The sequence below is a fragment of the Streptococcus infantis genome (genome assembly GCF_047464615.1).
Lineage (GTDB): Bacteria > Bacillota > Bacilli > Lactobacillales > Streptococcaceae > Streptococcus > Streptococcus infantis_Y.
In genome coordinates this window covers 91293-106130 of record NZ_JASHBO010000003.1, presented here as the reverse complement: position 1 = coordinate 106130, position 14838 = coordinate 91293, and the positions used below count along the sequence as shown (strand labels likewise).

The 14838-nt window shown below is 39.1% G+C and carries 13 protein-coding genes; all 13 read right to left on the bottom strand.

Features of this window, described 5'->3' with window-relative positions:
* Nucleotides 1–21: 21 nt before the first annotated feature.
* Complete coding sequence (locus QM450_RS02645) at nucleotides 22–162, bottom strand: hypothetical protein (RefSeq protein ID WP_000521611.1); 141 nt, start codon at nucleotides 160–162, stop codon at nucleotides 22–24.
* 11 nt (nucleotides 163–173) lie between these two features.
* Nucleotides 174–2381, bottom strand: coding sequence for an anaerobic ribonucleoside-triphosphate reductase (gene nrdD, locus QM450_RS02640; protein ID WP_414319576.1), 2208 nt, complete (start codon nucleotides 2379–2381; stop codon nucleotides 174–176).
* Nucleotides 2382–2499: 118 nt separating this feature from the next.
* Nucleotides 2500–4053 carry a damage-inducible protein CinA gene (locus QM450_RS02635; RefSeq protein ID WP_414319575.1) on the bottom strand — a complete coding sequence of 518 codons (1554 nt, stop codon included), beginning with the start codon at nucleotides 4051–4053 and terminating at the stop codon, nucleotides 2500–2502.
* A gap of 269 nt (nucleotides 4054–4322) precedes the next feature.
* Nucleotides 4323–6239 carry a tRNA uridine-5-carboxymethylaminomethyl(34) synthesis enzyme MnmG gene (gene mnmG, locus QM450_RS02630; RefSeq protein WP_414319574.1) on the bottom strand — a complete coding sequence of 639 codons (1917 nt, stop codon included), beginning with the start codon at nucleotides 6237–6239 and terminating at the stop codon, nucleotides 4323–4325.
* The gene (locus tag QM450_RS02625; protein WP_414319593.1) at nucleotides 6229–6660 is read right to left on the bottom strand and encodes an NUDIX hydrolase; all 432 of its coding nucleotides are present in this window, start codon (nucleotides 6658–6660) and stop codon (nucleotides 6229–6231) included. Before QM450_RS02625 ends, mnmG begins: the two co-directional genes overlap by 11 nt.
* An 8-nt stretch (nucleotides 6661–6668) precedes the next feature.
* A complete protein-coding gene (locus QM450_RS02620) occupies nucleotides 6669–7124 on the bottom strand; it encodes an NUDIX hydrolase (protein WP_414319573.1) in 456 nt (151 codons plus the stop codon).
* A gap of 139 nt (nucleotides 7125–7263) precedes the next feature.
* Nucleotides 7264–8385, bottom strand: coding sequence for a tRNA 2-thiouridine(34) synthase MnmA (gene mnmA / locus QM450_RS02615; RefSeq protein WP_414319572.1), 1122 nt, complete (start codon nucleotides 8383–8385; stop codon nucleotides 7264–7266).
* 202 nt (nucleotides 8386–8587) lie between these two features.
* Complete coding sequence (locus QM450_RS02610; protein ID WP_414319571.1) at nucleotides 8588–9229, bottom strand: ABC transporter ATP-binding protein; 642 nt, start codon at nucleotides 9227–9229, stop codon at nucleotides 8588–8590.
* The gene (locus QM450_RS02605; RefSeq protein ID WP_414319570.1) at nucleotides 9226–11334 is read right to left on the bottom strand and encodes a bacteriocin-associated integral membrane family protein; all 2109 of its coding nucleotides are present in this window, start codon (nucleotides 11332–11334) and stop codon (nucleotides 9226–9228) included. The genes QM450_RS02610 and QM450_RS02605 overlap by 4 nt, the downstream gene beginning before the upstream one ends.
* A 285-nt stretch (nucleotides 11335–11619) precedes the next feature.
* A complete protein-coding gene (locus QM450_RS02600) occupies nucleotides 11620–12207 on the bottom strand; it encodes a hypothetical protein (RefSeq protein ID WP_414319569.1) in 588 nt (195 codons plus the stop codon).
* A gap of 362 nt (nucleotides 12208–12569) precedes the next feature.
* Nucleotides 12570–13217 carry an ATP-binding cassette domain-containing protein gene (locus tag QM450_RS02595; RefSeq protein WP_414319568.1) on the bottom strand — a complete coding sequence of 216 codons (648 nt, stop codon included), beginning with the start codon at nucleotides 13215–13217 and terminating at the stop codon, nucleotides 12570–12572.
* Between the two features lie 13 nt (nucleotides 13218–13230).
* Entirely contained in the window at nucleotides 13231–14037 is an 807-nt protein-coding gene (locus QM450_RS02590) for a hypothetical protein (protein ID WP_414319567.1), read from the bottom strand.
* Nucleotides 14024–14815 (bottom strand): hypothetical protein, encoded by a 792-nt coding sequence (locus tag QM450_RS02585; protein ID WP_414319566.1) that lies wholly within the window; start codon nucleotides 14813–14815, stop codon nucleotides 14024–14026. Before QM450_RS02585 ends, QM450_RS02590 begins: the two co-directional genes overlap by 14 nt.
* Nucleotides 14816–14838 lie beyond the last annotated feature (23 nt).

Sequence of the window (14838 nt, the reverse complement as noted above, 5' to 3'; positions counted from 1 at the left end):
GAGAAAAGTGAGAGGGAACTCTCACTTTTTCTTATTCTTATTTAAAAATTGCTCTCTAAGACTAGCCACTCGGTCTTTTTTATTAACTCCACCTTTTGAATGTTTTTCGTGGAATCGTTGTACCAAGGCCTTGCCCTTATCATCTAATTGATATTTTCCCATTTCACTTCTTTCTAATTTGTTACTTGATGCCCAGCTATTTTAATCGTTGAACCATTCATATGTTTGACACGCGCTGCGATTTCCTTGTGACGTCCATTAACCATCGGACGCGCTTGAGGATTGCCTAAATAGCCACAAGTCCGTTTAACAACGTCTACTGTTTTAGGGTCGCTATTTCCACAGTTTGGACAAGCAAATCCTCTCTCAGTTGGTTCAAAATCCCCTTCAAAGTCACACTTGTAGCAACGGTCTATTGGAGTATTGGTCCCAAGATAGCCCACACGGTCATAGGCATAATCCCAAACAGCTTCCAAGGCCTTTGGATTTTGCTGAAGGACTGGATACTCACAATAATGGATGAAACCACCTGACGCACCTGCTTCCGGATAGACTTTCTCAAAGTCTAATTTTTCAAACGGTGTTGGATTTTTACGAACATCGTAGTGGAAAGAGTTGGTGTAGTATTCCTTATCTGTAATATCAGGAATAGAACCAAACTTCTCTGTATCTAGTCGGCAGAAACGATCTGTCAAACTTTCAGATGGTGTTGAGTAGATAGAGAAATGATAGCCATATTGATCTGACCACTCTTCTACACGGCGTTTCATATCGCGAATGATGTCTAGCGTGAATTCCTTAGCATCTGGATTGCTTTCCCAGCTGTTACCAAAGAAAACAGTTGCTACTTCATACAAACCGATATAGCCTAGCGAAACTGTGGCACGACGATTCTTAAAGAGCTGGTCAACACTTTCTTCTTTACCTAGACGATGACCAAAAGCACCGTATTGATACAGGATAGGAGCATTTGCTGGTGTTGCTTCCTTGGTTCGTTCGACACGATAAACCAGAGCATCTTCCGCAATGTTCATTCGCTCGTTGAAGATTTCCCAGAACTTATTCATATCACCTTCAGACTCAAGAGCAATACGAGGCAGGTTAACTGTCACAACACCCAAGTTCATCCGACCTGAATTGACTTCTACGCCATTCTCGTCTTTCCACCCTTGAAGGAACGAACGGCAGCCCATAGGAACTTTGAAAGAACCTGTCAACTCAACAATCTTATCATAAGACAAGACGTCTGGGTACATCCGTTTGGTTGCGCACTCTAGAGCCAATTGCTTGATATCGTAGTTGGGTGTCCCTTCCTCTAAGTTAAGGCCTCTTTTAAGCGTGAAAATAAGTTTAGGAAAGATAGCTGTACGGTGTTCTGAACCAAGCCCATTGATACGAATGTTTAAAATTGCCTTTTGAATTTCCCGCTCAAAACGATTAGTTCCTAGACCAAAACCTAGCGAAGTAAAAGGTGTTTGTCCATTTGAAGTAAAGAGAGTATTGATTTCATACTCGAGTGATTGCATGGCATCGTAGATGTCTTTTTGCGTTTTCTTCCAGGCATAATCTTCCCGTTTTTCAGGCAAGACCCACTCTTCCGCATCTTTGAGGTGTTTTTGGTAATTCTTTTCTGCATAAGGCGCCAAGACTTCATCGATACGGTCAGCTGAACAGCCCCCGTACTGGCTAGAAGCAACGTTGGCGATGATTTGGGAAATCTGAGCTGTTGCAGTCTGGATAGACTTAGGACTCTCCACCTCCGCATTTCCAATCTTAAAACCATTCTCCAACATCCCCTTGAAATCAATCAAACAGCAGTTGGTCATCGGTGTGTAGGGGCTGTAGTCCAAATCGTGATAGTGGATATCTCCCTTTTGGTGGGCATTGGCTACATGCTTAGGAAGCATTTGCAGTCCGATTGACTTCCCAACAATCCCTGCTGTCAAATCACGCTGGGTATTAAAGACATCACTGTCTTTATTAGCATTTTCATTGACAACTGCCTGGTCTTTGTTGAGTAGTTTATGGATACTAAAGTTGATATCTGTCGCTTTTGATCGCTCAAAATCCCTTTGTGTCCGATAAGTAATATACTCCTCAGCCAGCGCATATTCTTTGGCTTCAAGCAATTCATGTTCTACAATATTTTGGATTTCATAAATCTTAACTCCCTGCGGAAAGCGACTATGAATCTCTTCTACAATACGTTCAACTAGAGTATTAAGACGCTTTTCTACCAAGGGGGTTACATCCATGACTTTTTCCGCAGCCTTATGCAAGGCTTTGTCAATCTTATCTATATCAAAAATGACGCGTCTACCGTCGCGCTTTTCAACAAATAAGGTTGGATCAGGGGTTGTTTTCTCTTCCAATACAATCATATCCAGGCTCTTTTCTTAAATATTCTTTCTTAAAGTATTATATCACTATAAAAATAAAAATCAATATCTAGTATTAAAATTCATATTTTCATAAAATTTACACTAGATATTGATTATTTTATTTTAATTTGTAAAGTTTAAAGTCTTTGACTTCACTTTGAACTGGTTGATAACTTTCTGCCAGAAGCTGTTCTACTTCTGTCCAGAGAGTTGTTTTGGTATTGACCACAATCACTTTAGGCTGATTATCACGTAAATCATTGACAAGTTTGCTACGATTTGCATCAAGGCCAGTATATAATTTTGGTGATAGCAACTGACTAGCTGCTAAACGTTCACTAGTCTTATAACCATTAGTAAGATCATCCCATATATAAATACGATCTGTTGCCTGTGTTTGTCCTTTAACCGTAGTTTCGATACGAGCACGTTCTTGATATTGTTCTGAGTGAAGAACATAGCGTGCTACCAGAGGGGCTAAAAATAGGTAAGCCAGGGCCAAGATAGGCAGGTAAGCATTCCCTTTAAGGAAGATTGCCCATACCGAAGGGGCTTCGCTATATCTTCTTCGACGACTCACTCCTTCTGTATCATTGGCACGAATTCGAGTCAATAGTAAAATAGACAAGAAAGGAAGCAACTCAGCTAGACGACTACCGTGAATCGGTTCTGTAGAGAAAATTTCCAATCCTAGTAACAATAAGATAGCTACTGAAGCAAATATGGATAAGACGTATTGTTTGCTTGGTTTAGACTGGAAAAATCCTGTGAAGACCGATGTCAAGCCTCCAAGACCAATTGCTAATAATCCATAAAAGAGAAGATTATCTAACAGACCTGGATTGGACATGAAATTCAAACTATCAATTGGATAGAGAATTTGACTGATAGCACTTCCGAAACTCCCATTATAAGCCGTATAATAACCAATCGGATAAAAGAAGAGTGAAAATCCTAGACTAACCGCAAGAAATTGATAAAAGCCACGAGCCCAGTAACCACGTCCAATATTAAAGGCTAACAAAGCAAAGGATAAGACTAGAGCATATAAAGTTGTGACTAGCGGGGCAAAGAAAAATGCTAGAGCCAGGCTAATCCCAATACGTACGAAACCTTTGTCATGATTATACTCTACCAAATACCTTGTTACTAAACTAAGAGCGTAAAACAGGAATGGAAGGGCAAGAATTGTGGCATAGCCACCACCAAAGCTAAGACCTCCCGCAAGAAGGTAAAAAACCGTCAACACTTGTCGCGACTGCTCATCCTCTTTCGTCAAGTCATAGGTTGAACGGAAAAGAAAAATTCCAGCACCCACTAGAGCAAGCCAAGTAAAGGCTGCAAACAAAATACTACCCTTGCTTAGATACTGTAAAAAGTAATAGAGAAGACCACTCGTTCCAAAATAGTCTGTGTAGATATCTCCCCCCTGGTGCATAGCCCATCCCATATAAAAATCTTGTGCCTGCTCTGGGCTAGTTAGTCCTAGCAAGAAAGGAAGAACTACAGATACAAGTACAACTAGAGTGCTCCAGATTAGGATCTTAAATAATGGTAAGGGAGCAAATGAACTTGGTTCATCCTCGAAGCGCTCCTCTCTCCCAACTAAATCATCCTGAATTCCCGTCCAAGATGGAGTTGGTTCCTCTTCTAATCTGCCATATACGTTCATTCATTCTCTCCTATGTTTTAATTTGTTCTAGTATATCAAAAAGTCTAAAGCTTGTCAGCCTATGGTGGCCATTTGTCTAACTTTTGACAGAGACTAGTGAAGCGCTCAATCTCATAAAAACGATGATAGGAAGCATTTTTATAGTGGTCTAAAAAATTTTTTTCTTCTACTGTCAGCATGGTCATTCCTCCTTTTCTCTTTATTCGAAAATAGAGGACGATTCTATCAAAAAAAGCTGAATTCCCAAAAGAGAATTCAGCACTTTTTCTTTAGTCAGCCTTTTTTTCTAAATTTTTTGAAATACTTCGATTTTTACCTTCCAGATACACCATCAGAATGGAAATATCTGCTGGGTTAACCCCAGAAATACGGCTGGCTTGACCGATGGTTTCTGGATTAATGAGCTTGAACTTCTGACGAGCTTCAGTCGCGATAGAGTCAATATCATCCCAGTCGATGTTGGCTGGAATCCGTTTTTCTTCCATGCGTTTCATCTTGGCAACTTGATCCATGGCTTTTGAGATGTATCCTTCGTACTTGATTTCTGTTTCAATCAATTCGATAATCTTGTCATCTAACTCTTCAGCGGCAGGTCCGATGAAGGCAACCACATCTTGGTAAGAGACTTCTGGACGACGGAGAAATTCCTTGGCTGTCACTGCATCTGTCAACGGCTTGAAGCCCATCTCCACAACCTTGGCATTGGTTTCCTTGACTGGCTTGAGTTTGATACTGTCTAGGCGCTTCATCTCATTGTCAAATTGATTTTTCTTGATCTCAAAGCGTGCCCAGCGTTCATCATCCACAAGACCAATCTCGCGTCCCATCTCAGTCAAACGCATATCGGCATTGTCATGACGGAGGATGAGACGGTATTCAGCACGACTGGTCAAGAGACGGTAGGGTTCAATGGTTCCTTTTGTCACCAAGTCATCAATCATCACCCCGATATAGCCGTCACTGCGCTTCAAAATCAACTCAGGATTGCCTTGGATTTTCAGCGCTGCGTTGATACCAGCGATAATCCCTTGGCCAGCAGCTTCTTCGTAACCTGACGTTCCATTTGTCTGACCAGCAGTAAAGAGACCTGAAATTTTCTTGGTTTCCAGAGTCGCACGTAATTGATGAGGCAAGACCATATCGTACTCAATAGCATAACCAGTACGCATCATCTCTGCATTTTCCAACCCTTTGATGGAATGTACCAAGTCACGTTGGACATCCTCAGGCAGACTGGTTGAAAGTCCTTGAACATAGACCTCCTCTGTATTGCGCCCTTCTGGCTCAAGGAAAAGTTGGTGGCGTTCCTTGTCCGCAAAGCGCACAATCTTGTCCTCAATCGATGGACAGTAACGAGGCCCCACTCCCTTGACCACACCTGTAAACATAGGCGCACGGTGGAGGTTGTTTTGGATAATTTCATGACTGGTACCATTGGTATAGGTCAACCAGCACGGTACTTGGTCTTTAACATAGTCCTCATCACGTGAAGTGTAAGAGAAGTGATTTGGCGCTTCGTCTCCTGGCTGAATCTCTGTCACATCGTAGTTGATAGAGGAAGCCTTGACACGTGGAGGGGTTCCTGTCTTGAAACGACCGATTTCGAGACCAAGTTCCTTGAGATTGTCAGCTAGATTAATAGAAGCTAGGCTGTGATTTGGACCTGATGAGTACTTAAGGTCTCCGATGATGATTTCCCCACGGAGGGCAGTCCCTGTTGTAACGATAACAGCCTTGGCAGCATATTCTTGATGGGTCGCTGTACGAACACCGACAACCTTGCCATCTTCCACCAAAATCTCATCAATCATGGTTTGACGAAGGGTCAGATTTTCTTGATTTTCAACCGTCTTGCGCATTTCCTTAGAGTAAAGTTCCTTATCAGCCTGCGCACGAAGGGCACGAACCGCAGGACCCTTACCAGTATTGAGCATTTTCATTTGGATGTAGGTCTTGTCGATGTTCTTCGCCATTTCTCCACCGAGGGCATCGACTTCACGCACGACAATCCCCTTAGCAGAACCACCGATAGAGGGATTACAAGGCATAAAAGCCAGCATTTCAATGTTAATAGTCGCAAGCAAGACCTTACAGCCCATACGGCTGGCAGCCAAGGAAGCCTCAACCCCAGCGTGTCCCGCACCGATTACAATAATATCGTATTCTTCAGTAAAATTATAAGTCATTTCTTAACCTTTCAAAAATTTCTCGCAAATAAGGAACTAACTTCTCCTCCTCTAGAGCTTGATCCATAGTAACCCATTTAAAGTGCGTATGCTCTTCAGGATCTAATCTGATAATTGGCTTCTCCCCAACCCACTCTGCTTTATAAACTAAGCGAGTAAAGACAGTATCCTTAGAGGTATCCAGTTGACTATCTTCGTGAAGAAGTTTGAGCGAACTGCCGTCTAACATAACTCCCGCTTCTTCAATACATTCTCTAAGAGCTCCATCTCGCGGAAGTTCACCCTTTTCAACCCCGCCACCAGGAATATCCCAGTAAGTTGGATAAACGTTGGGTTGTTCTCTTTTAATTTCCGAACGCTGAATGAGCAAATAATCACCACCACTATGAACAAGCACATGGGCAATAAGCTTAACCATTATTTTCTCTCCTATTCGTTAAGATGGATGTGTCGTAATTGTCCGTCCCATTCTGGTAAGGCGGTTTTTAAAAATGCCGGAACCAACTGAATATTCTGGAGCTTATCCAAGTCAATCCACTCACAGGGTTGCGTTTTCTCATCTTCCTGCATGGTCAATGGAGCATCTTCAAGCAAGTCTACCAGATAATGAAACTCGATATTGTGATAGTAAACACCGTCCTGTTCAAAACGATTTTCAACCACGAAAGCTAGTTGTCTAGCCTCAGCTTTGACACCTAATTCTTCCCTGACTTCACGGACTACCGCGTCTTCCGTGCTTTCATTGACTTGAATCGCACCGCCAATAGTGTAATACTTGCCCTTATCTTTGGTAACTAGGAGCTTGCGATTTTGGAGAATCAAGGCTGTCGCCCGAACACCAAAAACAGTGTTTCCCACCTTTGTCCGAAAGTCTTGTTGAGTCATTTTTATCCTCTCCTTTAAACGACACAAAAACAGTCAAAACTCCAAAGAAGTGCAGGACAAAAAGCCTGCAACATCCATGAGCTTTGACCATCATTTCTATTGCTTTTATTATTGTAGCAAATTGAGAAAATTTGTCAATCTAAATGTACTGACAAACCTTGCCATCACGGTAGGCATTGTCAATCAAACCGCCACCGAGACATTCTTCACCATCGTAAAAGACAACTGCCTGTCCTGGTGTAATGGCGCGTTGTGGCTCCGCGAAAATGACCTCTGCCTTGTCTCCTTTGACATGCACTGTCACCTTAGAATCAGGCTGACGGTAGCGGAATTTAGCCGTACATTCTAGCGTAAATTCCTCTGGCATCTCACGAGTAAAGTGGACTTGGCTAGCCTCTAGGCTGGTTGACATGAGCGAATCATGGTAGAATCCTTGACCGACATAGAGGATATTCTTACTTAGGTCTTTGCCGACAACAAACCAAGGGGCATTGTCACCGCCGTGTTGTCCACCGATACCGAGACCGCCACGCTGACCAATCGTATAGTACATAAGGCCGGCATGCTCGCCCATATCGCGACCATCCACAGTCATCATGCGACCAGGCTGAGCTGGTAGGTAGTTGCTGAGGAAGTTTTTAAAGTTCTTTTCTCCGATAAAGCAAATCCCTGTCGAGTCTTTCTTCTTAGCCGTCGCAAGTCCTGCTTCTTCAGCTATTTTTCGTACTTCAGGTTTTTCCAAATGTCCCAGTGGGAACATGGTTTTTTGGAGTTGTTCTTGCGAAAGTTGACTGAGAAAATAGGTCTGATCCTTGCCATTGTCCACACCACGAAGCATGTGAACGATGCCATCCTCATCACGCGCCACACGAGCATAGTGCCCAGTTGCCACATAGTCCGCTCCCAAGGTCATCGCATAGTCCAAAAAGGCCTTGAACTTGATTTCCTTGTTGCACATAACATCTGGATTTGGTGTGCGTCCTGCACGGTATTCCGCTAGGAAATACTCAAAAACGCGGTCCCAGTACTCTTTTTCAAAGTTGACAGAGTAGTAAGGAATACCGATTTGATCTGCCACTGCAGCCACATCCTTGTAATCTTCGGTCGCCGTACAGACGCCGTTTTCATCTGTGTCATCCCAGTTCTTCATGAAGATACCGATCACATCGTAGCCCTGCTCTTTGAGCAAGAGAGCCGTCACCGACGAATCGACACCACCACTCATCCCCACGACAACACGTGTTTTAGAGTTATCACTCATGGTAGTTCTCCCATCTATTCGTTTATTCACGATTGAAGGTCGTGTGTGCTTCACGATTGAAGGTCGTTTGAGCAGTTTTCATTATAACATGCTTAGATAGAGAAGACAAGGAAGAGGCTGATAATCTACCAACCTCTGATATTCTCTTTCACTAACTACCTTTTATAATTTAAGTCAAGTTAGAAGATTTTTGACAACATAGCTACATCCCCTTGCCCAATTCAATGATCCGATGACATTGTTGGGCTACATAAGCATCGTGGGTCACGATAATGACTGTTTTCCCTTCTCGATTCATCTCTAAGAGAAACTTCAAGACCAAATCTCTATTTTCAGGATCCAGAGAACCTGTTGGTTCATCGGCTAAAATTAGCTGGCTGGGTTTTAAGATGGCTCTAGCAACTGCAATTCGTTGTTGTTCGCCACCAGACAACTCGGAGACCTTTTGATGCAAAGTAGCTGACAAACCTACTCTATCTAAAATCTCTTCCACCTTTTTGAGCTTGTCTTTCTTAGACAATTTCACATATTTCAGCGCCAGCATGAGATTGTACTCGACCGTTTCATCATCAATCAGGGCAAAATTTTGAAACAGATAAGAGATATGTTCACGGATTATTATTTGCGACTTAGCAGAATTGACCGCTAGATTTGTCTGACCAAAAATCTCATACCGTCCACTATAATCACCATCTATCAAACCTAATAAATTTAACAAGGTCGACTTACCACTACCACTTTTTCCAACGATGGCAACCAAATCTCCCTGATCAATCCTGAGAGACAAGTGATCCAAAATCACTTTTCCTCCAATGGTTTTCGTAATATTTTTCAACTCAATCATAAGATGCCCCCTTTCAATAACTCTACTAGACTTCTTTTCTCCATCCTAGAAGCCAAGGCTAGCACAAATAGTATATCCAAACATGTAAAACCTGCAAACAGTAGAAGTGGCAGGAGCGCATGGGCAAAGAAAATCAAGACTAGAAGAGGGAGACTATAGCCCAACAAGAGCAGAACGAGGAGAGGACGGTAGCGATCGACCAATTTCCACCCCATAAACTTCTTGGTAATGATATCCCTGCGCTTCAACAAGAAAGTGGTAACGAGTAAAAAGTAGGAGATAATCATACTGAGAAGAGCAAATAAGGCAAACAGAACGTTAAAATTGCGAACAGAATCCCGATAGGTATCAACCATCTCCTCTTGAATTGCTTGAATCGATGAAAATTTTAAATAGCTACCATCAGATAAGTTATCGACTAACTCTGTAATCACTTTTTGATTTTGTTCTGTATTTTCAATTTTCATCGGGTTGTTTAAACCTGTCGTTGACAAGTGAGTCTTTTCTTCCCACATCATGTCTTGATCATTTACCAGACTAATGATTGGATTGTGGAGATTTTCCTTTCGCTCATTATTATAAGGGAAGAAAGACCAATCTCCTTCATAGTAGGCAATTTCTACATCCATATCTTCTATTGTTTGCTTTTGCTGATCTTCATACCTCATAGAAAGATAGGCGATGGATTTTCCCAAGAACTGATTCTTGCCTTCTTGTCCTTTATCACTGGCTGGCATCAAAATAACTTTTTTAGTGCCGGTATCTGGTAACTTGAATCCCTTACTCTCTAAAAATTGACGGTTTGCATAGTAAACATCTACCTTATCAGGCAGTTGGTACTGCTGCACTTGTTCAGCTTTGATGACTGGTTTGATAGGAAGACTCGCACTTCGCACATAGTTTACTTGTGTTTTTGCTAGCAAGTCTTGATAAAATTGGTAGAAATAATCTGTAGATTTCCCTGAACCTGCTAGCTCTTCTTGCCACAGGTTATCATTGAGTTTGAAGGTTTCTAAGGTCAGGTAATTACCTTGGCTTACCCACTGTTGCTGATAAGCAAGTTCTTTGTTTTCTTGTTCTAGACTTTTGCCCACCCCAATCAGTAAGGCCGTCAGTAAAATAGTTGTCCCTATTTTCATCACATAATTGAAGATGAGACCAAGTTTGACAGATGAAAAACCTTTCAACATGGAACTGACTGTCATTTTCTGAATCATCAGGTAGGTCAGCCAACTGATGAACAAATACAACTGTAAAAGCAGAAATTGGGATAAGAGTAAACTTGGGAACAGAAGTTTTGGTCTGTAGTCCAGCACTAAAAATAGCCCCAAGTCAATGATAAGACTTCCACCCAAGAGAAGATAAAAATTAGTCTTTACAAAACCAGCCAAAATCGCCCTACTTTGAAAACCAAGTAACTTTTGAACCCCCACTCGTTTCATCTCCATCATCGGCTGATAAACTGTCATTAAAATCACAAGCAAGATTGCCAAGATAAAGATAATGATAGATAGTAACAAAGCTTGATTTAGCACTCCAACCTGACTTCGGTAAGTGGGTTCTAATAAAATCGTCTTATCTATCTGGAAAAAATCACTCCACTTTTGTAGAATGGTATCGCGATCTATTTCTTTGCTGGAGGTAATCATGTAGCGTCCATTTATAGTATGGGATTTATCCTCAATATAGGATCGAAAGGTCTGGAGTCGAATGAGTTTCACCTTTAAAAAGGTGGGAATGGTTCCTAGATTATTGGGAAGATCCTGGTTGCTGTAGACTCCCTTCTCATTCTTTGAAAAATCAAGAGAAGTCAGACCGAACTCCTGATAAGGGAAGGTTTCCTTATCAAAAACACCAGCCTTGACCACCTCATCGCCATTATCTACTTTGATAATAGAGACCTTGTCTTGACTTGCAACCTCTTCAAAAAACTGGAGAATAGTTTCTGTCGGTTTAGTGACATCTTTCAAGTACAAGTCAAATGAATAAGTTGTCTTGCCCATCTCCTGAATCCGCACTATTTCTCGTGTAACATTTACATTCAGGACAAAAAACGTAGTACACAGCAAGAGCAAGAGCATACAAAGATGACTGATTTTTTTCATAGAGATACCTCCCGTGAAGAGACGAAAGCGAGATAGGTGCAGGTACTTTTTATTTTTTACTAAATTTTAAGTAGATGTAAATAAATCCTGCACTTATAGCCAAAGTTGTCCACCATTTAAAATCAATATGCAAAAGTGAAAAGATTATAAAACTGATGATTAGCGAGGCTAAAATATAAACAATGATTAAAATTTTATTTTTCATAGGAATTGCCTTTCTGAATGGATTCTAGTGTTTGCAGCTCATTTGTAAAGTTTACAATAAACAACTAGGGCAATTGTCAATCAGAATGTTCTTTTATCTGTCAATAATCCTAAAAAATCTTGTCGTTTCAAGTCTGAGAAGTGTTTGGTAGAAAGGCTTCCCTTTTGAAGTCCATCATCTCTAACCTGTAAATAATAGCTATGTTGGCTTGTTTTAATTGTCAAAAAATCGCCAAATACAAAAAATTTTTTCCAGTTACGAATCTCAAATTCTTTCATCTCTGATTTTGGAATGCGGATAAGTCCTTGTCGCAAATCACGATGATGCTCACTTGTGAAAGTCATCCCATTCCCAAGATTTCTTATCAGCAGTTCATCTGGGGTTACCATCACCAACGCTATTTTAGTTAAGAAAATTTCAACTGTTGGTGGTAAAATAGCCAAATCAAACCAAGGATGTAGGTAGCGATAGGCTAAGAAATAATGAGGCTCCTCACCCAATCCTAGTTGTTTAAATAAGGCCTTGACCTCACTATCTAACCTCGCTTCAAAAGACACATCCGAATGCTCTTCTTCCTTCCTCTGATTAACATAACTCACCCAGACTAGGAAACCTATAAAGACTATGATAAATAGTCCTGATAAAAGATATTTTAAATTGTAGTTCATCACTTAACCTCCTGATTCACGACTCCGCCTAAAGCAGAGTCGTATTTATTTTGAAAATAGTTCCATGACAACTTTAAATAAGACGGGTGTCATTAAAATTAGGATGGTTCCTATCACAAATATCATGACTACTCGAAAAAGCTCCTTATTTTTAAACATTTTTCCACCTCTTTTCTAGCTACATCATAGTACTCCTTAAACTTATTTTAGTTTTCTCCCTTACTTTCTATATTACTATTATACAATATTTTTGCTAGGATTTTATTATTTGTTAACTTTTTCACAAAAAGGAGTAAATCATGCGTTATGATTTCGGGAAAGTGTATTGAAAGACCTATAATAAAGTTAGCCACCTACCATTACTAAAAGTTAGATGTCTCAACTAATTTACCGTTTTTCAATTCAAGAACAATATCAGATAATACTTCAATATCCTCTTTATTGTGAGATGTGACCAACATAGTAATATGATTCTTTCGAGCATAACTCTTAATTATTTTTCTAAGTTCTTCTACACCTTCATAGTCCATACTATTAAATGGTTCATCTAGGAGTAAAATCTTAGGATTTTCCATCAATGCTTGGGCAATCCCTAATCTTTGTAGCATGCCTAATGAATAATTTTTTACTTTTACATCTTTATCCTGATATAAACCTACCTTATTCAATACTTCCTCAATCTCTTTCTTAGTAATTTTATTTTTGATTGCAGCTAATTGCTCTAAATTCTCTAATGCAGTTAGACTAGGCAAAAATCCCGGATGTTCAATAAGTAACCCTACATCAAGTGGCATAGATCCATTTTCCCCAACAATTACACTCCCAACTGTAATCTTACCAGTAGTAGGTTTCATTAATCCTGAAAGCATTTTAAATAATACACTTTTCCCGCATCCATTGGTTCCTACAATTCCATATATTTTACCTGATTCAAAAACATAACTAACATCATCTATAACATACTTTTTCCCAAATATTTTTGAAAGATGATCTACTTTTATACAATCCATACGTTTCAACTCCTTACTCATTTTGATACTGCTTACTTCCTTTAGGTAATGTAATATCTTTATTTTCAAATATTTTAAAATTTAATAGAAGCAACATTGCATCAACAAATACCAATATCCCACATCTACCAATGAAATTTATGCCGTAACCATACACTGAGCCAGAAATGGAAAACAATGAAAATGCTCTCAGATGTTCTCCTAAAAAGCCCAATGCTGAACCCGCCATTACAATCAAAGTGCCCGTATAGATAACAAATACTAACGATTGTGATATTCTAAACTGTGTTAAAAGTGCATGGAGCAGGGAAAAGAAATATAGCAACAATCCTTGTAAAATTATTATCTTTACTATCTCATAAATTACTATATTCGTTTCAAAATTTCCAAATAAATACGTTTCTGAAAATTTTTTTGTGGCTGTTGAAATGCCGATGCCAAAGTTAGAATCTCCTATTCCTACTATGGTGGAAAATATACAAATACTAACCACATAATAAATTACACTTTTCAAAATTTTGAAATGCTTATTTCTATAAAAATCATTTCTACTTGAATACCTACTTAGTACAAAAAATATATTTTGTTCAACTGGGCTTTGTAGCATCATTATGAAAGCTAATAAAAACGGAAAGGTGAAATATCCAGTATAGGAATCATTAAACATGATAAGAATCAGCTCACCAAAATGAAAATTCCCAAATTTATATTTCAATACTATCAGCTGACTAAAATTTGCTAATATAGCAAAAGCAACTAATAAATATATAAAACCTATATAAAAATCTTCTTTATTTTTTAATTCTTTAAATTTCTTCATCAGTTTCTATATCCCTTTTAAATTTTTTATACGATATCCAATATGATATTACTACTATAAGGATTAAGTATACAAAAACAAATATTACGCTTATTCCTTTTACTCTTGAAACATCAAAAATTGCCATTGGTTCAATTTTAGTAAGACCTAAAAACATCGCAAACAATGATCCTATTGTCGTTAAAATAAATGGGGATAACCATGCAACAAATTTGCTCTTAATAAAGTATGACATCGCCAATCCAACACTACTATATGCAACGCCAACAAAGGAACAATGTAAAATGATTATTACTACATAAAATAACGGAGATGTCCTCACTGCTGATTCATAAATAGAAACTTTTGTTATTGCATAATAAGCATCCATATTTATACTTCTATTAAAAAATAAAATTGACATTATCAAGAATAATAACATTCCAAAAATAAATGTTGTAAATGATATGAATCCATTGATTATAAAAATAGAATTAAAATACTGTTTATATCCCATCCTTGATACAATATATTTCATTGTTCCACTTTTTCTATTTTCGATATGCTGTGACGCAAAAGGAATTGTTGCAATAAGAGGTGCCAAAACTATTAACAACGACCTATCACCATTATAACCTTGTAAAAATGCCACAATATAATCATGATTAAAAAAATACTCCATCCCCTCTTCAATAAATGTACTTACAGAAAATATCATAGAAGTTAAAATAATTAATATTGCTAAAAAGAATTGCTTATTTTTCATCCCTTTTAAAAACATACTGACCTTGTAATCCATACTTCTCTCCTATAAAACAAATG

Coding starts and splice junctions, on each gene's coding strand:
- QM450_RS02620 (WP_414319573.1), bottom strand. CDS start 7,124: ATGACTCAACAAGACTTTCGGACAAAGGTGGGAAACACTGTTTTTGGT.
- QM450_RS02585 (WP_414319566.1), bottom strand. CDS start 14,815: ATGGATTACAAGGTCAGTATGTTTTTAAAAGGGATGAAAAATAAGCAA.
- QM450_RS02595 (WP_414319568.1), bottom strand. CDS start 13,217: ATGGATTGTATAAAAGTAGATCATCTTTCAAAAATATTTGGGAAAAAG.
- mnmG (WP_414319574.1), bottom strand. CDS start 6,239: ATGACTTATAATTTTACTGAAGAATACGATATTATTGTAATCGGTGCG.
- QM450_RS02600 (WP_414319569.1), bottom strand. CDS start 12,207: ATGAACTACAATTTAAAATATCTTTTATCAGGACTATTTATCATAGTC.
- nrdD (WP_414319576.1), bottom strand. CDS start 2,381: ATGATTGTATTGGAAGAGAAAACAACCCCTGATCCAACCTTATTTGTT.
- QM450_RS02645 (WP_000521611.1), bottom strand. CDS start 162: ATGGGAAAATATCAATTAGATGATAAGGGCAAGGCCTTGGTACAACGA.
- QM450_RS02605 (WP_414319570.1), bottom strand. CDS start 11,334: ATGAAAAAAATCAGTCATCTTTGTATGCTCTTGCTCTTGCTGTGTACT.
- QM450_RS02610 (WP_414319571.1), bottom strand. CDS start 9,229: ATGATTGAGTTGAAAAATATTACGAAAACCATTGGAGGAAAAGTGATT.
- mnmA (WP_414319572.1), bottom strand. CDS start 8,385: ATGAGTGATAACTCTAAAACACGTGTTGTCGTGGGGATGAGTGGTGGT.
- QM450_RS02635 (WP_414319575.1), bottom strand. CDS start 4,053: ATGAACGTATATGGCAGATTAGAAGAGGAACCAACTCCATCTTGGACG.
- QM450_RS02590 (WP_414319567.1), bottom strand. CDS start 14,037: ATGAAGAAATTTAAAGAATTAAAAAATAAAGAAGATTTTTATATAGGT.